Here is an 18,114-nt window from a genome sequence, read left to right on the forward strand (position 1 = left end):
TCGTTGCTGCGGCTGGGGGAGCGCCGCTACCGGCTGCTGCTGACGGGTCATCACATTCTGTGGGACGGCTGGTCGGTGCCGGTGCTGGTGGAGGAGCTGTTCCGGCTGTATGCGGCCGGGGGTGAGGGGGATGCGGGTCTGCCGGCGGTGACTCCGTACCGGGAGTATCTGGCGTGGCTGGGCCGGCAGGACCGGGAGGCGGCCGGGCAGGCGTGGGCCGCGGCGCTGGAAGGACTCGCCGAGCCGACCCTCGTCGCCCCCGACACCACCCACGATCACAGCCCCGTCCAGGACATGGTCCGTACGGAGATACCCAAGGAACTGGACGAGGCGCTGACGGCGACCGGGCGCCGGTACGGGGTGACGCTGAACACGGTGGTCCAGGGTGTGTGGGGGCTGCTGCTGGCGCGGCAGACCGGCCGGGAGGACGTGGTCTTCGGTGCCACGGTCTCGGGGCGTCCGCCGGAGCTGGAGGGCGTCGAGCGGATGCTCGGCCTGTTCATCAACACGCTGCCGGTACGCGTACGCCTGCGTCCGGAGGAGTCGGTGATCGGGCTGCTGAGGCGGCTCCAGGAGGAGCAGTCGGCGCTGATCCCGCACCACCACTACGGCCTGTCCGACATCCAGCGCAGGACCGGCTTCGGCACCCTCTTCGACACCACCACGGTGCTGACGAACTACCCCCTGGACCCATCGGTCCTCGACACGGTCCTCGGCGACCTCGAAGTGGTCGGCATCGACAACGAGGACGCCACCCACTACCCCCTGCGGATGGCCGTCGTGCCGGACGGGAGCAACCTCGGCCTGCGGTTGGGATACCTGCCGGACCTGTACACGCGCGAGGAGGCACAGAAGATGCTCGACCGCGTCCTGCACCTGCTGGAGACCCTGGCCGCGGACCCCGAGCGCTCGGTGAGCAGCATCGATCTCCTCACCCAGGAGGAGCGTCACCAACTCCTCGTGGAGTGGGGCGGTTACTGAACACGGCCTGGCACTTTCCTGCCACCGTCAGAAGTGGCCATGGATTTCTCTGGCGGCCCGCGGAATTGCGCTGAAAGAATCAATCACACGGCCGCACCACGAAGTTCCGCGAGGCAAGGGAACAAGAACCGGTGCGGTCTAAACGAGGGAACAAAAAGCCAACAAGAAAGGTACGTTGTGAAGGGCCTGAGACGACTGAAGCTCGTTCTGCTGATGCCGATTGTCGCCGTTCTGACCGCGATGGGGGCGACGACGGCGGTGGCCGCCTCGCCCATGACCGGTCACCAGGCCGGCCAGGTGGACGTGCTCGGTGAAGAGGGGGCGTCGGCCCGCCCGGAGAACACCTGGGGACCGTGATCCGCGGCGGCGCGTCGCTCCCCGGCGGGTCGTCAGCTGCGGAGCCAATTCCGCGCGACGGCCAGCACACCGGCCTGGAAGCGACTGCCCGCGTTCAGACGGGTCATCAGGCTGGCCGTCATGCGGCGCACGGTACGTACGGAGACAGCCAGCTTGCGGGCGATCATCTCGTCCGTGAAACCCCGGGCCAGGAGCTCCAGTACGGCACGCTCCTGGGCCGTGAGCCCGTGTGCGTCGCGCGCACGGTCCTCGCCCAGCGGTGAGGCCTGTTCCCATGTCCGCTCGAAGAGGGCCTGAAGGGCGCTGACCACGCCCAGGTCCTCGAGCGCGATCACGGCAGCGTCAGCGACCTGCGGATTCACGGGGACGATCGCCAAAGCGCGGTCATAGATGAGAAGTCGGGTCGGCAGGTGCGGCACCGTCCGCACCTGCCCGCCCTCCTGGGTCAGCCACTGGGCGTACTCCGTGGTGGCACCGTCGTTGCGGACACTGTCCAGGTACACGTAGCGCACTCGCACGCCCCGTTCCAGGACCGCGGAGTCGAGCGGCTTGGCCGCGTCCAGGCTCTCCGTCGGCTGGCCTCCCCCGGGGGCGAAGACGGCGACCTCGGACGTGCACGTCCCGGCCATGGTCCGGATCAGGGACTGGATGGCCTCCATGCCCTCCAGCCGCCGGGTCTGCCCGTGGTGGTCGGCCGCGTCGGTCTCGGCGTACTCGGCGAGCAGCTGGAAGATCACCTGACGGCTGGTGGCGATCTCCTTCTGGCGGCGCATCAGCTCCTCTTCCTGCCGGTCGAGGAACGAGATGAGGCTGCGTCTTATACGGGCGATCCTGCTTTTGGACGTCTCGTCTCCCGGACCCAGGGAAGCGAGGTGGATCAGTTTGTTGAAAGCTGCGGACACCCTTTCAGGAGGCCAGCCGAGAGTGTCGGAAAGAGCGGCCACGCTGAGATTCGGTTTTTCCAGCAGCACTTCGTAAACGAATTCTTCGTCCTGGCCCATTTCCAGGCTTTTCGACATGACGTTCCCCCTGTTGCTCTGGTCCCGCACGCGTCCGCGTGGCGTGCCGACCGGTTATTCTGCTCGACGCAGAGCGGGCAGAATGGGAATTACCTGGCCCCCTTCGGCTCGGCCGCCGTGCGTGGTGTGCCGCTCTCGGAGTCGGGCGGCAGCACCCAGCCGCGGTTCGCCGCCAGCACCCCCGCCTGGAAGCGGCTGCGGGCGCCGAGGCGGCTCATGAGCCCCGAGGTGAGGCGCCGGCCGGTGCGCACCGACACGCCGAGCTTGCGCGCGATCACCTCGTCGGTGTTGCCCGCGCAGAGCAGTTCGAGCAGGGTGCGCTCCTGGTCGGTGAACTCGTCCCGGTCGTCGTCCGTCGCGGAGCCCAGTGGCGTGGCCTGCTCCCAGACCTTGTCGAAGAGGGTCAGGAGAGCCGTGACGGCGCCCGTGCCCTGGATCGCCACGGCCTCCGCGTCCGGCTGTGCCGGGTCGATGGGCACGATGGCCGAGTAGCGGTCGAAGATGGTCACCGGGGGCGGCAGGTGCCGTGCCGTACGTACCTGTCCGCCCCGGGCGGTCAGCCGGTCGGCGTACCGGACGGTTGCCGCGTCGCGGCACGCCCCGTCGGGATAGACGCGGCGGACGTCGACCCTGCGGGCCAGCATCGTCGTGTCGAGCCGCTCGGCGGCCTCCAGACGCTCGGCCGACCGGCAGTCGTTGACCTCCAGCGTCGCGATCTCCACCTCGCAGGCCGCCGCGAACTGGTCGATCCTGTCCTGCACCGCCTCCGGGCCCGGCAGCCGTACGACGTCGGGGCGGTCCTCCGGAGCGCTGTACGCGGCGATCACCTGGGTGACCGCGGTACTGCTGGTGGCCACTCGTCTGCGGTGGTCGAGCAGGGCGGCCTCCTCGTCGAGGAGCAATGCGGCCAGGGCCAGTTCGGGCCGCACGAGGACCGGTCGGCCGGGGCTTTCCGGGGGCAGTTGCACGAGCGAGCGCCGGGTCAGACGGTCGATCGCGGCGGTGACTCTGCCGGTGGGCCAGCCCAGGTGCGCGGCGAGTTCGGTCACGCTCATATGGGCGTTCGTCAGCATGGCCCGGTACGCGGACTCCTCGTCCGGGTGTAAGCCGAGAGTGTTGGTGAACACCGGCGTCTCCAAACTGGCCCCGCGTGCTGGCCTTGTCGCTCACTGGTCTGCTGTGGGGGGCGTGCGTGACGGCGAGCGCCGGTGATTCCCCCTCCTGTGCCAGTTGTAGATCAATCGTGGATCAGTCGTAGATCTCTTGTGGATTGTAAAACAGTTAGTCTGATCATGTGACCTTAGATTTACAAATGCAACATTCCGTAAAATGATCCCTTAGAGAAATAAACTGCCCTTTTACGGGCCGGTCGATATGACGTCCGGGTCGGTGGCGGGAACGCGCCAGGCCAGGTCGGCGCCCACAGCGGCGGCAGCCCGGCCGAGTGCGGTGGCGGAAACGGGTGTGTCGACACAGAAGCCGGCCAGCGCGGTGGCCCCGGAGGCGTCCCGGGAGACCTGCATGGCGGCGATGTTGACGCCTTCCGCGGCGAACTCGCCGCCGATCACGCCGACAGACCCCGGGCGGTCCGGGTAACGCAGGAAGGAGAGGTCGCCCGACAGCGGCAGCTCCAGCTCGTGCCCGAGCGCCTCGACCAGCTTCTCCTGGAGGCGGACCCCGGCGAGTGTGCCGGTGACCGTGACGACGCGGCCGTCGGGGAAGATGCCCCGCAGGGTGACGGCGGAACGCTGGGTGCCGCCGTCCTGTGAGGTGGTGAGCCGCGAGGTCAGACCACGCTCCCTGGCGACCAGCGGGGCGTTCACATGACTCACCGCGCTCGTGGCGGTCCGTTCCAGCACGCCTTTGAGGGCGGCGAGTTCCAGCGCCCCGGCGGGCAGTCCGGCGATCTCGCCCTGCGGCAGGATCTCGAGCTGGACGGGGACTCCGTCGGCGGCTCGGGTGAAGACCTGGCCGAGCCGCTCGGTCAGCGGCAGCCACGGACCCAACGCCTCCGGCACCGGGCCGCCCTGGACGTTGACGGCGTCGGGCACGTGGCCGCCCGCGAGCGCGAGGCGTACCGAGCGGGCCGCGGCGACACCCGCCTTCTCCTGGGCCTCGTCGGTGGAAGCGCCCAAGTGGGGTGTGACCACCACGTTGTCGAGCGCGAACAGGGGCGAGTCGGTGCATGGCTCACTCGCGTACACGTCGAGTGCGGCGCCCGCGACGCGGCCCTCCTTGAGCGCCGCGTACAGCTCGTTCTCGTCCACGATGCCGCCGCGGGCCGCGTTCACGATGCGCACGGTCGGCTTCACCTTGCGCAGGGCGTCGAAACCGATCAGGCCCGTTGTCTCCGGGGTGCGCGGCAGATGGACGGTGAGGAAGTCGCACCGGGCGAGGACTTCGTCGAGGGAGAGCAGTCGCACCCCGGTGGCGGCCGCGTGGGCGGCGGACACGAACGGGTCGTAAGCCACCACGTCCATCCCGAAGGCGGCCATGCGCCGGGCGACGAGGCTGCCGATGCGGCCGAGGCCGACGACACCGAGGACCTTGCCGCTCAGCTCCACACCGGACCAACGGCCGCGCTGCCAGGAACCGTTCTTCAGCGCGGCGTCCGCCTGCGGGATGTTGCGCGCGGCGGCGAGCAGCAGACCTACGGCGAATTCCGCGGCGCTGGTCACGTTGGAGGCCGGTGCGTTGGCGACGAGGACACCGGCTTCGGTGGCGGCCGGGATGTCGACGTTGTCCAGGCCGACCCCGGCCCTGGCGATGACCTTCAGGCGAGGGGCGGCGGCGATCGCCTCCCGGTCCATCCGGGTGGCGCTGCGCACCAGCACGGCGTCGGCGTCCGAGAGGGCGGGCAGCAGGCCGGCGCGGTCGGAGCCGTCGACGTGGCGCACGTCGATGTCGGCGCCGAGGGCCTCGACGGTGGCCGGGGAGAGTTCCTCGGCGATCAGGACGACGGGATGACGGGTCACGGGATGACGGGTGACGGGATGACGGGTCACGGAAGCTGCCCTCTCTGCGAAGGCCGGGCGGGCCCGCCCGGCGGGAAGTCGGTACGAGACGCTCGCCGGGCGCGAGCGCACCACGGCGTGGTCCGAAGCCGGAACGGGGGCAGCGGGGCCAGGACCGGTGAGGTGGCGTACCGGCCCTGGCCCCGCTGAGGGGATGGAATCGGGGTGTGGTCAGTCCGACATGGCGACCAGGACCCGCCGCGGCCCGGTGAACGGGCGGCGGCCGTGCCCGACCAGCAGGTTGTCGATGACCAGCAGATCGCCCTCGTGCCAGTCGACGTCCACCGCGTGCTCCAGGCCCCGGTCGCGCACCTGGAGCACATACGCGTCCGGGATCGGGCTGCCGTCCGCGAAGGTCACGTACTGAGGCAGCTCGTCCGGCGGCATGATCTGGGCCAGGGCCTTGGCCGTCTCGTCACCGAGTGAGGCCGGGTGCCACTGGTCGGACTGGTTGAACCAGACCTCGGCCCCGGTGTGCGGGTGGCGGACGGTGGCGTGACGCACCTGGCTGATCTTCAGGCTGTTGTCCGGCCCCCAGCTCCAGTCGGCCTGCGCCTCTTTGAGGAAGGCGTCGACCTCGCCGCGGTCATCCGTCTCGAAGGTGTCCTGCCAGCTCTTGCCGAGCCCTCTGCCGCCGTGCAGGTTCTGCGTGTAGCGCACGCCGCCCGCGAAGGCCTCGCGCACCTCGTCGTCCAGGGACTCCAGCCACAGGGCCGCGTCCACGACCGGGGTGGCGCCGCCGGTCGCGGGCGCGACCGCGCAGTAGAAGGCGAGGCGGGTGGGCCACGCGTGGGCGTACGACATCTCGTTGTGCATCGAGATGGTGTACTCCTGCGGGTACTCCGTGGAGGTGTACACGTTCGAACCCACCTTGGTGCGCGGCGAGTTGCCGTGCACATAGGCGAGGCGGCGCGGCAGCAGGCGGTCGAGCACCGGGTCGAGGCCGTCGGCGGGCACCTTGAACCCGCGGAAGACCACGGCCTTCTCCCGGACGAGCAGTGCGTCCAGGCCTGCGGAGTCGTCGGCGGAGTCCAGATACTCGACGAGTGCCTCGGGGGTGGCCTCGGCGCCGATGTGACCCGGCGTCACCTCGAACGGCGCCCAGCCGTTGCGGTCGCTCATGGATCGGTTCCTCTCGTGTGGGGCGCGTGGATCAGCCGGTGGTCGGCGGGGCGAGCCGGGACAGGTAGGCGTTGTAGCGGAACACGACACCGTCGCCCTGGCTGGAAGCGGCATACAGCGAGCCGTCACTGCCGGTGGCCAGCTGGTCGACCGTGTTGCCCTTGGTGAGCGAGGTGTCGGCCTGCCAGGCGGTGCCGGTCCAGCGGTTCAGCTTCGGGTGGCTGCCGAACGACCTGACACCGACGTAGACCTGACCGCCGTAGGAGCTGAACGACACCGCGGCCTGGGGTGCGGCGGAGATGTCATGGCGCGTCCAGGTCTTTCCGTCCCAGTGGCTCATCTGCTCGCCGGAGTTGATCCACACGTCGTTCGGCCCGTTGCTGAACACCTCGCGCAGGGAGTCCATGTTGGAGGTCCCGGTGAGGGGCACCTCGCGCCAGGTGGTGCCGTCATAGTGCATGGCGAGTGGCTGGTCGTCGCCGTGTCCAACGGCCCAGATGTCGTTCTCGTTCCGTACATCGAGGGCGACCAGGTTGCCCTCCATATCAGCGAACTTGGTGGTCTTCCAGCTCTGGCCGTCCCAGTGGCTGACCGCGGGGACCCACTTGGTCGGGGCGCCGGCGACCCGGACACTGCCCGCGCCCCACACGCTGTTCCTGCCGACCGCCTCGGCGTCATAGAGTTCCAGGCTCTTGGGATCGGGGTTGAGGTTCGCGGACCACGTGCTGCCGTTGTAGTGGTGGATGCGGTTACTGCCGTTGGACGCCCACCTGGTGCCGATGACCCACAGGTCATCGGTGGCGGTGCCGGCCATGGTGTCGACCGCGGCCTCGGCGGGCGGGGTCAGCTCCTTGTACGTGGTGCCGGTCTTCTGCCACAGCCTCACGGTGGGCGTGCACTCGGAGGCGTCGAAGCAGATGCTCTCGCTCCTGGCGAAGAGGTTCTGGCCGCTGACGGGCAGGACCGAGACCTTCTGGGTGGTGATCGGCACGGTCAGCGATTCCCAGGACGTCGCGGCGCTCGCGGGCGACGCGACGAGTCCGACGCCGACAACCGCGGCCGCGGCCGCGGCGAGGACCGTGGCGGCGCGCCACTTGTGGAAGACGCTCTCGGTCATGTGTGCTCCCATGTCGTTTCCGGCGGAGTTGCGTACGGTCGTGATGTGTCGTGTCACGGCAGGAAGCCCTCGACTTCCACACCGAGTCCCTGGACGCGGGCGGCGGCGAGGACGGAATCGGCCAGGGCGATGTCCAGGACACCGAGCCCGAACGGCGCGTAGACGACCGTGCGGTCCCGCTCCGGGGTGAACGCGCCGTCGGCGCCTTCGTCGAGGAGCAGCCGACCGATCGTCGGATCGATGAACTCGCGGTGGCCCGCCGCCCGCACGGCCAGGTCGAGCGAGGTGCGCTCGCGGACCGCGTGATCGACGTCGTCGACGATGTTGTGCGCGTCGAGCAGTGACTCGGGCAGCAGGTCGCGCAGTGAGATGTGCAGCACGACCGTGCCCGGCACGGCCGCCTTCAGGTCCAGGTGAGGTTCGACGGCGGACGTGGCGATGGAGACCAGGCCGTGCGCCGCGAGCGCCCGCTCCGCGCTGTCGAGCACGACCACCTCGGCTCCCGGGAGCACCATGGCGGCCCGGGCGGCGAACTCGGTGGCCCGCCGCGGCGAACTGTCGTACAGCGACAGCGTCTTCAGACCGGGCAGTGCCGCCCGCACATGGCGCAGGATCTCCAGGTTGATGACTCCGCAGCCGATCAGCGCAAGGCCGTCCGGGCGACGGTCGCGGGTGAGCAGCTCGGCGGCGAGCGCGGCGCTGGCGGCGGTGCGCGTGGCGGAGATGAGCGAGCCCTCGACCAGGGCCTCGGGCCGGCCGGTCGCCAGCGAGTTGAGGATGATCGCTGCGCTGGCCCGCTCGATGCCCCGCTCGATGTTGGCCGGGAAGGACGCGATCCACTTCATGCCCGCGGCCGGCTGCTGCCCGCCCCGGTAGGCGGGCAGGCCGATGATGCGGTTGCGCGGCTGCCCGGGGAAGCGGAGGAACACGGAGTGCGGCACCGCGGTGTCGCCCTGCGCATGGATGCGATAGGTGTCGGCCACGGTCCGGATGTTGTCGAGTTCACGGCCGTCGAGGATCTGCGCGACCTCCGAGTGCCGCAGGATGAGCATGACGGGATTCAGTCCTTCCACAGGTGCGCGACGGCGCGGGAACACAGCCGGCGCCGACGCGTCGGAACGGAACGTGTCGAGGTCGAGAGCGCGATCACTGCCACGCGGCCCGGGAGGCGGAGACAGCCGGACCGGGGGTCTCCCTCAAGCACCGGAATTCCCCGCACGGATCACCGGGCACGACGGTCACCTCCCGCTCGATCCTGCGGGGAGCCCCTATCAAGGGCCTATACCGCCGGTATGCCGTCGTCTTCCGGCGCGGCGACCGTGAGGACGGTGCGGCGGCCGCCCCAGCTGTCCGGGACACCCCGCCCGCCAATGTCCTTCGAATATTGCTCCCGGATTGAACGGCTAGAGACGACCACGGTGGCCTTGTGGGAACAGCGGCGACGAGGTTTCTTGGCCGGCCGCAATTCCGGACTCGTCACATCACCACAAACTGGGGAGACTTGTGAGACGTACGAATGGTGCAACTCGCCTGCTGCTTTCGGCGGCACTGATGGCGACGGTGGTCGGTACCGCGGCGCCCACCGCCACCGCCGCTGCCAGCGCCACCGCCGCTGAACGGGCGGCCTGCGTGTGGACACCGGCCATCCTGCCGCTGCCCACCGGAGCGCTTACCGGGGACGTGGTCGCGACTGACGGAAGTGGTGGTTACGCGGGCACGATTTCGTACGGCGCGGATTCCGAAGAGGGCGGTCGCGCCGTGCTGTGGAAGAACGGAAAATTCACCGACTACGGCAACCTGGCCGATCCCGAATACCAGAACTGGATCACCGTCGACGGGGTGAACGACGCCGGGACGGTCGTCGGAGCCGCCTACCGGCAGGATGACGGATTGCCGACCGCCCTCCGCTCGCGCAACGGCAAGATGGAGCGCCTGCCCGAACTGCCCGGTGCCGACGCTTCCGTGGCGGAAGGCATCAACGACCACGGGGACATCGTCGGCGCCGTCGAGGCGACGGTCGACGGCGAGTGGTACTACCACCCGGTCATCTGGCCTGCCGACAAGCCCGGAACAGTGGTGAAGCTGACCGGTCTGCCCGACGGGGAGGCTTTTGCCACCGGTATCGACCAGGACGGCACCGTGCTGGTAGAGGTGGACAACGGCTTCGGCCGAGTGCCGTATCTGTGGAAGGACGGCGAGGCGCGCCCACTGTCCCTCCCCGATGGGGCTTATGACGTCATCGCGCGCGGAATATCGAACGGCCGTGTAATCGGCCAGGTCTCCTACGATTCGATGGAGTCGCGAAGCGTGCTGTGGGATCGCGACGGCAAACCGCGCGTCATGGCGCGGGGCGACGATGTCCAGGGCATCAACCGTGACGGTCAGATCGTCGGTCGCACTGATGATCCCAGCTGGCGGGAACACGGTGTGTGGCAGCTGACGACACTCGGTTCCACGTTGAGCTACGGCCCCAACCGCGGGCTCGAACTCGCTGTTTCCAGTGACGACGGCACGATCGCCGGCCGGAGCTGGACGTTCCCTGGCGGCCGCGACGAGCCGACCGTCTGGACCTGCCGCTGACTGACTTCGTAGGCCGCGCCCAGGTCCTCCTGGGCGCAGCCTCCCGGTCGGCTTCGGACGGGCGGGGCTGTCGGGTGAGTTGGTGCGGGCGGGTTCCAGTAGGCGCTGGTCGCCGCTGTACGCCTACCCCGGGAGACGGCCCCGTGCGCGCGATAGCGGAGCAGCGCAGCGTGCGGGGAGGCGTTGGACAACGTCGTGGTGAACCGTTGGCCAACGCCATATGATCACTGATCAATCAAAGACTCCCGGGGGGGGACGTCCATGCGCACAACCGCGCGCCTTGCCCTGCTCGGCACCAGCCTCGCGCTGGTCGCCACGGCAATCGGTGCCACTGCCGCCCAGGCGGAGGACGGTGGCACGGGCAACATCACGATCGACAAGGTCGTCGTCAACGGCGGCAAGCCGGTCGTGGTCGGTACGACAAAGGTGGTGTCCGCCAAAGTCTCCGTCACCGCGTCGGACGATTCGGGCATCGCCAAGACCACGTACATCAGCGCCTTCGGACCGACTCCCAACTACGCGCAAATCTGGGAGGATGACGGCGACATCACGTGCGTCAAGGCGAGCGCCACCACGTCGACCTGCACGGGCACGCTGACGTTCGACCCGCAGGCGTCGACCGGCTTCGTCGGCAACAGCGCGGCGGCCACCTGGAACCTCGGCACGCTGGTCTCCGCCAACGACTACGACTACTTCCACCGGGACGCGGCCACCAGGTTCAAGGTGCAGCGCTACTCGCGGCTCACCACCAACGCCTCGCCCGAGCCCGTCAAGAAGGGCAAGACCATCACGGTCACCGGTCTGCTGTCCCGGGCCAACTGGGACACCAACAAGTACATGGGGTACACCCAGCAGAAGGTGACACTCCAGTACCGCAAGAAGACCTCCAGCACGTACACCGACGTCAAGACGGTCACGTCGTCCTCGACGGGCTCCTTGAAAACGACGGTCACCGCGTCCGTGGACGGCTACTTCCGCTACAAGTTCGCCGGCACCTCGACCACTCCGGCCGTGACCTCCACCAGCGACTTCGTGGACGTCCGATAGCCACGTACTGCACGTACTGCACGGTCGATGTCGACGGCCATGTCGCGAACAATCAGCTCACCACGCCGGTTCGCCCCCACGGGGAGTACGTGCGCAGGACTGGACCTTTGCCGCACTGTCCGCCATGATGACGCCGCCATGACAAATCCGTCTCCTGGATGGTGACCGTGCGCGGATCCTTAGTCAGGGCTACGTTGGCCGCCGTCTTCCTGCTGGTGCCCCTGGCGCCCGCCCCCGCGGCCGCACAGGATCCGGCCCCCGAGACCGCCACTCCATCCGAAAAGTCCGCGTCTGCCGCGTCTGCCGCGTCTGCCGCGTCCGCTGCGGCCGACTGGACGGCACCGCTCAGCACGCGAGGCCGCTGGATCGTCGACGCGGACGGAGACCGCTTCAAGCTGCGGTCCGGCAACTGGCATGGTGCCAGCGGCACTTGGAACGGTTCAGGAAGCGCGGACGAGGACGCCAACCACCACGCGGGCGAGAACTCCGGCCGGATCCCGCTCGGCCTGGACCGCGCGCCCATGGCCGAGATCATCGCCGGTTTCCGGGAGATCGGGATCAACAGCATCCGGCTGCCCTTCTCCAACGAGATGATCCACGACAGCGTCCCCGTCAAGGACGACGCCGTAGCCGCCAACCCCTCCCTACGCGGCAAGACGCCACTCCAGGTATACGACGCCGTCGTCCGCGAACTCACCGCCGCCGGCCTCGCCGTGATCCTCAACAACCACACCAACATCACCCGCTGGTGCTGCGGAGTCGACGGCAACGAACGCTGGAACGCGAGCCGGTCCACCCAGACCTGGGAGAACGACTGGCTCTTCATGGCCCGCCGCTACAAGGACAACAAGCGCGTCGTCGGCGCCGACCTCTACAACGAGGTGCGCCGCGACATCTGGAACGACCCCAACTGGGGCATCGGTGACAACCACGACTGGTTCACCGCCTCGCAGCGCGTGGGCGACCGCATCCTGACGGAGGCCAACCGGGATCTGCTGATCATCGTCGAGGGCATCAACTGGACCGGCATCCCCGTCGACGGCCTGCCGCACGAGCGTCCCACCCTGGAACCCGTACGCCGCCTCTCGCACACGCTCGTCGACTCCGGCAAGCTCGTGTACTCCGCCCACTTCTACGACTACACCGGCCCCAACCACAGCGGCGCCACCGGAACGGGCGAGACCACCGACCCCCGCTACCGCGACCTGACCCCCACCGAACTGATCGACGTACTGAACCGCCAGGCGTTCTTCGTCACCGGCGAGCAGGACCGGCACTTCACCGCCCCCGTCTGGATCAGCGAGTTCGGTGTCGGGGGCCGCGCGGAGACCGGCGCCCGGCAGCGCGCCTGGTTCCAGAACTTCGTCGACCACCTGATCCGCACCGACGCCGACTTCGCGTACTGGCCACTCGTCGGCTGGCACGAGAACCGCACCGGCAACGGCTGGGCCCTGCTGCACTGGGACGCGGCGGGCAACCGTATGGGCCCGTACGACGGTGATGACTGGCGTGCCACCGCCTGGCGGCGGCTCATCGGGGCCCAGGGCCGCACCGGCCGCATAGCCCCGGTGACGGACTGGTCGATGCTCAGCCCCGACCACGGCGACTTCGTCCAGTCGCGGCGGATGCGTGCCCTGCCCGACTGGGACTCCGGAGCCCGCAAAGCCGTCTGCCCCGACGGCCAGCGCCTCCTCGGCCTCAGCCACACCGGCAACCGCGGCCTGTGCTCGGACGTGTCCGCCGGTCCCGTGTGGGGCCCGGCCGCCGGACACAAGGTGGTCGTCGACGAGCGGTACGTCGCACCGGGCCGGGACTGGGCGACCGGATACACCAAACTCCAGTGCCCGGACGGCCACTTCCTGACCGGCTACAGCGTCCGTGGCGCCGCCGTCTCCGCCGTCCTGTGCGCAGCCGCAGCGCCCGGCTCGATCGTCGGCACGAGCGGCCGCACCGTCTGGTTCGACCGCGGCGACAACAGGGGCTCGGCCCCCAAGGGCGGCGACTTCGCGGCCGGCCACTACAAGGGCCAGTGCGCGGACGACGAGTACGCGGCCGGGATCGCCCTCACGGGCCGGGTGGGTTCCTCGCGCACCCCCGACGCGCTGTACTGCCGACAGCGGAGCTGATCCGCTGCACACCTCGCCTCATGCCTTGATGATCTCGCCCGGACGGCATGTCCGTCCCTCGGCCGGACAGCCGATTCGGCGCGGCGCAGCTCGGCCATTCGGCCGACCCGCCGGTCGGCCGTTCTTCTCTACCCTTCGACCGTGAACACCAAAACACCGTTCCCCGCAGGGCGTGCTCGGGCCCGGCGTCTCCAACTGAACCTGCCGATCGTCTCGTTGGCGACCTACGCCGGCCTCGCCCTGCTGTGGCTGCTCGACCTGTGGAACTGGTCGGCATGGCACGCCCCGGCCGCGGCCGCGGGCACGGACTCCGAGTTGGACCGGCTCGGTCTCGTGCCCCTGTGCAGTGGGCTCGTGGCGGCCCTGATCCTGCTCCTGCCCGCCCGCTGGATACGTCTGGACGTCCGGGCCTGGATCACCGGCCTCCTCTCACTGGCCCTGACCGTCTTCGCTGTCACGACCCACCTGCTGCCGGAGGAGTGGAGCTTCCTCGAGCTCGCCTGCATGCTGATCCTGCTGGTGCGCGTCTGCCGTACGACGACGCCACCCGCCGTCGTGGTGGCGCTGGTCGTGACGCTCGGCGCCGCGGTGATCGTCCTTCCCTACCGGTGGTGGGGCGACCCGCTCTGGCCGGGCAACTTCGCCATGTTCTTGACGTTGGCCGCCGGCGGGGCGGTCGCGCTGGGCTGCTATCTGCGGTCGCTGGACGCCCGCCGCGCCCGCGCGATCGTCGCCGTGCGTGACGGCGAGCGGATGGAACTGGCCCGGGATCTGCACGACTTCATCGCCCACCACGTCACGGGGATCGTGGTCCAGGCGGACGCCGCCCGCACCGTACTGCCCATCGCCCCCGACCAGATCGACCCGATCCTCGAGAACATCCGCAAGGCCGGAATGGAGACGCTGGACTCGATGCGCCGTCTGGTGCGCGTGCTGCGCGAGGAGGAGAACCGCACGCTGCGGCCCGGCGAACTCGTCCCCCAACTCGCCAGGATGGTCTCCGACTTCTCCTCGGGCGGCGAGCAGGACGCGAGCCTGCACCTCGGGACGGCGGCCCGCGCCACGAAACTCGCGCCCGAGGTGGAGACCTCCGTGCAGCGCGTCGTGCAGGAGGCGCTGACCAACGTGCGCCGGCACGCCCCCGGTGCCACGGTCGCGGTCCGCGTCGACGCCGAGGACGAGCGGCTGCGGGTGGAGGTACGCAACTCCGCCCCCCGCGAACGGTCCACCGTCCCGGCCGGGGGGCGAGGCGGGTTCGGCATCGTCGGCCTGCGCGAACGCGTCGAAGCGGTCGAGGGCACGCTGGAGACGGGGAGCACGGCGGACGGCGGCTGGCGGGTCACCGCCGTCTTCCCCGTACTGGGCACCGCTGTGGAAGGATCACCGGCGTGAGCACCTCCGCGACCAGGGTCCTGATAGCCGACGACCAGGAGATGGTGCGCACCGGATTCCGCCTGATCCTGAACACTCAGCCCGGCATCGAGGTCGTCGGCGAGGCGGAGGACGGCGCCGAGTGCGTGGAAATGGCCCGTCGGCTGCGGCCCGACGTCTGCCTGGTCGACATCCGGATGCCGAAGCTGGACGGCCTGGACGTCACCCGGGCGCTGGCCGGCCCCGGAGTGCTGGACCCGCTGCGGGTCGTGGTGGTGACCACGTTCGACCAGGACGACTACGTCCACACCGCGCTGACCAACGGCGCCTGCGGCTTCCTGCTCAAGGACGCCGGTTCCGCGCTGCTCATCGAGGCGGTACGAGCCGCGGCGCGAGGCGACGCACTGGTCTCGCCCGCCGTGACCCTGCGCCTGCTGGAGCAACTGCAGGACCGGCGGCCGTCTTCGGTGGACGGCGGTGGCGCGGAGCCCCACCCGCTGACCGACCGTGAGATGGATGTCGTACGCCTCGTGGCGGTCGGCCGGACCAACCAGGAGATCCGCGCGGAACTGGTCCTGTCCCTGTCCACGGTGAAGACGCACCTCACGAACATCCAGACCAAACTGGGTGTGCGCAACCGCGTCGAGATCGCCGCCTGGGCCTGGGAGAACGGCGCGGTCCGACCCACCCGCTGAGGCCTGGCGGGTTTGCCCGTGACCGCGGCCGGGCGGTTTGATCAGCCGTGTACGCTGACGGCCATGGTGCGCCCGTTACTGCCGCAACCGTGGATGCACAGGGCCTACGACCTGGCACTCGCGGTGCTGGTGGCCTACACGACGTTGTTCTACGACACGGGCTACGACCAACTCATCGGGGTCTCCATGGCGTTGGCCGTGGTGTTCCGCCGTCGTGCTCCTCTGACCGTCATGGCGGTCGTCGCCGCCCTCGCCCTGACGCAGTATGTGCTGGCTGCTCTGGCCGAGCCGTTGGCGGGCGACCTCACCGGATACGACATCGCCCTCCTCATCGCGATGGTGACGGTGGTGATCCATGCCGAGGAGACGTGGAAGGTGTACGCCGCCGGTGGCATGGTCGTCGTGGGCAACGTGCTGGCCTTCGGCGGGATCTCCTCCCTCAGCTCGGCGGCCGACTGGGACGAGTTCAACGAGAACCTGACCTTCACCGGCGTCTGCGCGGCGGTGTGGCTGACCGCGTACGTGATGCGGACCCGTCGGCTGTTGGTGGCGGCATTGGAGGAGCGTGCCGCCGGCGCAGAGCGGGAGCGTGCCCACCTCATCCGGCTGGCCGCCGTCGAAGAACGCGCGGCGATCGCCCGTGAGCTGCACGACGTGGTGGCACACAGCCTGGCCGTGATGATCATCCAGGCGGACGGGGCCAGATACGCGATCGCCGCGGATCAGGACAAGGCCACCAAGGCGATGCAGGCGGTCGCGGGCACCGGCCGGGACGCGCTCGAGGACATGCGCAGCATCGTGGAGGTGCTGCGCGGTACGAAGAAGTCCGGCACCGACGGTGACGGCGGCGGTGAGGGCGCCGACGACCGCCGCCGGGTCGGGCTGGCCCATCTGGAACCGCTGGTGGAGCGGGCCCGCGCCGCCGGACTCCGAGTGGACCTGCGCGTGGACGGTGAGCCGCAGGGGCTCTCGACCGCCGAAGAGCTGACCCTCTTCCGGATCGCCCAGGAGAGCATGACCAACGCGTTGCGGCACGCCGGACCCGAGGCCCACGTCACCGTCACGCTGGAGTTCCGCGACGGCACCGCCGTGCTGGAGGTCATCGACGACGGGGCCGGGAAGCTGGCCGGCTCCGCTCCAGTGCTGCCCGGGTCGGGTGGCAACGGCCTGGTGGGCATGCGGGAGCGGGTCGATGTGCACGGCGGCCGGTTCACCGCGGGCCCCCGGCTCGGCCCGGGGTGGCAGATCAAGGTCGAACTTCCGGCGAGGGCGGCGGAACGAGCGGCGGTATGAACGGCGGCGTGAGCGGCGGGATGAACGGTTCGGATGCCGCGGCGAAGCCGATCCGGGTGCTGGTCGTGGACGACCAGCCGCTGGTACGCGCCGGTTTCGCCATGGTGCTGGACGCACAGCCCGACATCGAGGTCGTCGGAGAGGCGGGGGACGGGGCGGAGGCGCTGGCGCTGCTGGAGCGGACCACGGCCGATGTCGTCGTCATGGACATCCGTATGCCCGTCATGGACGGCGTGGAGGCCACCGAGCGGATCGGCGAGCGCCCGAACCCGCCCAAGATCCTCGTCCTCACCACGTTCGACACCGACAACGACGCGTTCGCCGCGCTCCAGGCCGGCGCGAGCGGCTATCTGCTCAAGGACGTGCCGCCCGAGGACTTCCTCGCCGCGATCCGCGTGGTGGCGGCGGGCGACTCCGTCGTGGCCCCCCGGGTGACCCGTCGGCTGCTCGAACGGTTCGCCGGACAACTGGTACCCGCCCCGGAGCAGCAGCAGGAGGACGACCGGCTCGCCGTCCTGACCGAGCGGGAGCGGGACGTGCTGGAACTGGTCGGCCACGGGCTGTCCAACTCCGAGATCGCCGCTCGCCTGTACGTCGCGGAGACGACCGTGAAGACGCACCTCGGGCGGATCCTCACCAAGCTGGAGCTGCGCGACCGGGTGCAGGCCGTGGTGCTGGCCTACCAGACCGGGCTGGTCCGGCCGGCCGGCTGATCCTTCCGCCCCTGCCCGAGGGGTCCTCCCGGTGTAGGACGCGGTCGCGCATCGGCGTACGACCCGGGTCGTACGAGCGGCTGCCCGGGGGTCGTATCCCGATCGGATGTGCGTCAAAGCCGCCCCCGCAAGGATTGTTGACGAAACGAAAGCACGTTTCACCGACAATTCTCCGGGGGCTTCCGATGGTTATCACCGTTCAGAGCGACAGCCGCAGCAAGAAAGCGCTGGTATTCGGGATCTCCCTCGCGGTCGTGGTGATGGCGGCCGTGGGAATCGGCGGCGCCTATTGGTGGCAGCAGCGCGATGAACCGAGCCAGGCATCGGCGGCCGACTGCGCTCTGGCCCAGAAGATCATCGACGAGGCGCAGGAGCTTCCCGAGGACAAGGCCGCGGTCGCGAAGTGGCGGAAGGCAACCCGTGACCTGCGCATCTCGGAGATGAAGGACGGCTACCTCGGGCTGCGGATCGCCACGTACGAGCAGTGGGCCGCCGACCGTGCGACGGGTACGGCCGAGGCACCGACGGACCAGGAACTGGCCGACATGACGAAGACGGCCAATTCGCACTGCACCGAGGCCGAACGCACCCTCGTGATCCCGCCGATCGCGTCCTGACGCATTTCACGCACACGCCCAGACATCCGAAACAGCCGCACAGTGGCAGTCGCACAGGGGAA

The 18,114-nt window shown here is 69.5% G+C and carries 16 protein-coding genes; 10 read left to right on the forward strand and 6 right to left on the reverse strand.

All coding sequences use genetic code 11. From position 1 onward, the window contains the following. Together G5C60_RS07860 and G5C60_RS07865 are read left to right on the forward strand one after the other, a co-directional pair. Positions 1-981 (forward strand): condensation domain-containing protein (locus tag G5C60_RS07860; protein ID WP_241266587.1); only part of this gene is annotated, 981 nt, incomplete at its 5' end. A gap of 177 nt (positions 982-1,158) precedes the next feature. Next, positions 1,159-1,338 carry a hypothetical protein gene (locus G5C60_RS07865; RefSeq protein ID WP_165256137.1) on the forward strand — a complete coding sequence of 60 codons (180 nt, stop codon included), beginning with the start codon at positions 1,159-1,161 and terminating at the stop codon, positions 1,336-1,338. Between the two features lie 32 nt (positions 1,339-1,370). On the opposite strand, the gene G5C60_RS07870 is transcribed toward G5C60_RS07865, so the two are convergent. From G5C60_RS07870 to sbnB, 6 genes are all read right to left on the reverse strand, one after another. Further along, complete coding sequence (locus G5C60_RS07870; RefSeq protein WP_165256139.1) at positions 1,371-2,357, reverse strand: helix-turn-helix transcriptional regulator; 987 nt, start codon at positions 2,355-2,357, stop codon at positions 1,371-1,373. A gap of 89 nt (positions 2,358-2,446) precedes the next feature. Beyond that, positions 2,447-3,484 carry a LuxR C-terminal-related transcriptional regulator gene (locus G5C60_RS07875; protein WP_165256141.1) on the reverse strand — a complete coding sequence of 346 codons (1,038 nt, stop codon included), beginning with the start codon at positions 3,482-3,484 and terminating at the stop codon, positions 2,447-2,449. Between the two features lie 231 nt (positions 3,485-3,715). Then, positions 3,716-5,332: a phosphoglycerate dehydrogenase gene (serA, locus tag G5C60_RS07880; RefSeq protein ID WP_165256143.1), complete on the reverse strand. Its 1,617-nt coding sequence runs from the start codon at positions 5,330-5,332 to the stop codon at positions 3,716-3,718. 210 nt (positions 5,333-5,542) lie between these two features. Beyond that, the gene (locus G5C60_RS07885) at positions 5,543-6,493 is read right to left on the reverse strand and encodes a TauD/TfdA family dioxygenase (protein WP_165256145.1); all 951 of its coding nucleotides are present in this window, start codon (positions 6,491-6,493) and stop codon (positions 5,543-5,545) included. A gap of 31 nt (positions 6,494-6,524) precedes the next feature. Next, positions 6,525-7,610 (reverse strand): hypothetical protein, encoded by a 1,086-nt coding sequence (locus tag G5C60_RS07890; RefSeq protein WP_165256147.1) that lies wholly within the window; start codon positions 7,608-7,610, stop codon positions 6,525-6,527. A gap of 53 nt (positions 7,611-7,663) precedes the next feature. Continuing rightward, positions 7,664-8,662: a 2,3-diaminopropionate biosynthesis protein SbnB gene (gene sbnB / locus G5C60_RS07895; RefSeq protein ID WP_165256149.1), complete on the reverse strand. Its 999-nt coding sequence runs from the start codon at positions 8,660-8,662 to the stop codon at positions 7,664-7,666. Between the two features lie 499 nt (positions 8,663-9,161). Between sbnB and G5C60_RS07900 the strand changes: the two genes are divergently transcribed. From G5C60_RS07900 to G5C60_RS07935, 8 genes are all read left to right on the forward strand, one after another. Then, positions 9,162-10,190, forward strand: coding sequence for a hypothetical protein (locus G5C60_RS07900; protein WP_165256151.1), 1,029 nt, complete (start codon positions 9,162-9,164; stop codon positions 10,188-10,190). Between the two features lie 261 nt (positions 10,191-10,451). Next, entirely contained in the window at positions 10,452-11,237 is a 786-nt protein-coding gene (locus tag G5C60_RS07905; RefSeq protein ID WP_165256153.1) for a calcium-binding protein, read from the forward strand. Positions 11,238-11,395: 158 nt separating this feature from the next. Then, on the forward strand, positions 11,396-13,363 hold the full coding sequence (locus G5C60_RS07910; RefSeq protein WP_165256155.1) for a glycoside hydrolase family 5 protein: 1,968 nt from the start codon (positions 11,396-11,398) through the stop codon (positions 13,361-13,363). A gap of 141 nt (positions 13,364-13,504) precedes the next feature. Continuing rightward, complete coding sequence (locus tag G5C60_RS07915) at positions 13,505-14,755, forward strand: sensor histidine kinase (protein WP_338145732.1); 1,251 nt, start codon at positions 13,505-13,507, stop codon at positions 14,753-14,755. Beyond that, positions 14,752-15,429 (forward strand): response regulator, encoded by a 678-nt coding sequence (locus G5C60_RS07920; RefSeq protein WP_165256157.1) that lies wholly within the window; start codon positions 14,752-14,754, stop codon positions 15,427-15,429. Before G5C60_RS07915 ends, G5C60_RS07920 begins: the two co-directional genes overlap by 4 nt. A 63-nt stretch (positions 15,430-15,492) precedes the next feature. Further along, positions 15,493-16,722 carry a sensor histidine kinase gene (locus G5C60_RS07925; protein ID WP_165256159.1) on the forward strand — a complete coding sequence of 410 codons (1,230 nt, stop codon included), beginning with the start codon at positions 15,493-15,495 and terminating at the stop codon, positions 16,720-16,722. Next, positions 16,719-17,435 (forward strand): response regulator, encoded by a 717-nt coding sequence (locus tag G5C60_RS07930; RefSeq protein ID WP_241266588.1) that lies wholly within the window; start codon positions 16,719-16,721, stop codon positions 17,433-17,435. The genes G5C60_RS07925 and G5C60_RS07930 overlap by 4 nt, the downstream gene beginning before the upstream one ends. Positions 17,436-17,620: 185 nt before the next feature. Further along, entirely contained in the window at positions 17,621-18,052 is a 432-nt protein-coding gene (locus G5C60_RS07935; protein ID WP_165256161.1) for a flagellar basal body-associated FliL family protein, read from the forward strand. Positions 18,053-18,114 lie beyond the last annotated feature (62 nt).

The organism is Streptomyces scabichelini, assembly GCF_011045015.1.
In the GTDB taxonomy this organism is placed as follows: Bacteria; Actinomycetota; Actinomycetes; order Streptomycetales; family Streptomycetaceae; genus Streptomyces; species Streptomyces scabichelini.

Bases quoted from the DNA above. Each gene is read 5' to 3' on its own strand.
- G5C60_RS07870 (WP_165256139.1), bottom strand. From the start codon at position 2,357: ATGTCGAAAAGCCTGGAAATGGGCCAGGACGAAGAATTCGTTTACGAA.
- G5C60_RS07885 (WP_165256145.1), bottom strand. From the start codon at position 6,493: ATGAGCGACCGCAACGGCTGGGCGCCGTTCGAGGTGACGCCGGGTCAC.
- G5C60_RS07890 (WP_165256147.1), bottom strand. From the start codon at position 7,610: ATGACCGAGAGCGTCTTCCACAAGTGGCGCGCCGCCACGGTCCTCGCC.
- sbnB (WP_165256149.1), bottom strand. From the start codon at position 8,662: ATGCTCATCCTGCGGCACTCGGAGGTCGCGCAGATCCTCGACGGCCGT.
- G5C60_RS07900 (WP_165256151.1), top strand. From the start codon at position 9,162: ATGGCGACGGTGGTCGGTACCGCGGCGCCCACCGCCACCGCCGCTGCC.
- G5C60_RS07905 (WP_165256153.1), top strand. From the start codon at position 10,452: ATGCGCACAACCGCGCGCCTTGCCCTGCTCGGCACCAGCCTCGCGCTG.
- G5C60_RS07910 (WP_165256155.1), top strand. From the start codon at position 11,396: ATGGTGACCGTGCGCGGATCCTTAGTCAGGGCTACGTTGGCCGCCGTC.
- G5C60_RS07925 (WP_165256159.1), top strand. From the start codon at position 15,493: ATGGTGCGCCCGTTACTGCCGCAACCGTGGATGCACAGGGCCTACGAC.
- G5C60_RS07930 (WP_241266588.1), top strand. From the start codon at position 16,719: ATGAACGGCGGCGTGAGCGGCGGGATGAACGGTTCGGATGCCGCGGCG.
- G5C60_RS07935 (WP_165256161.1), top strand. From the start codon at position 17,621: ATGGTTATCACCGTTCAGAGCGACAGCCGCAGCAAGAAAGCGCTGGTA.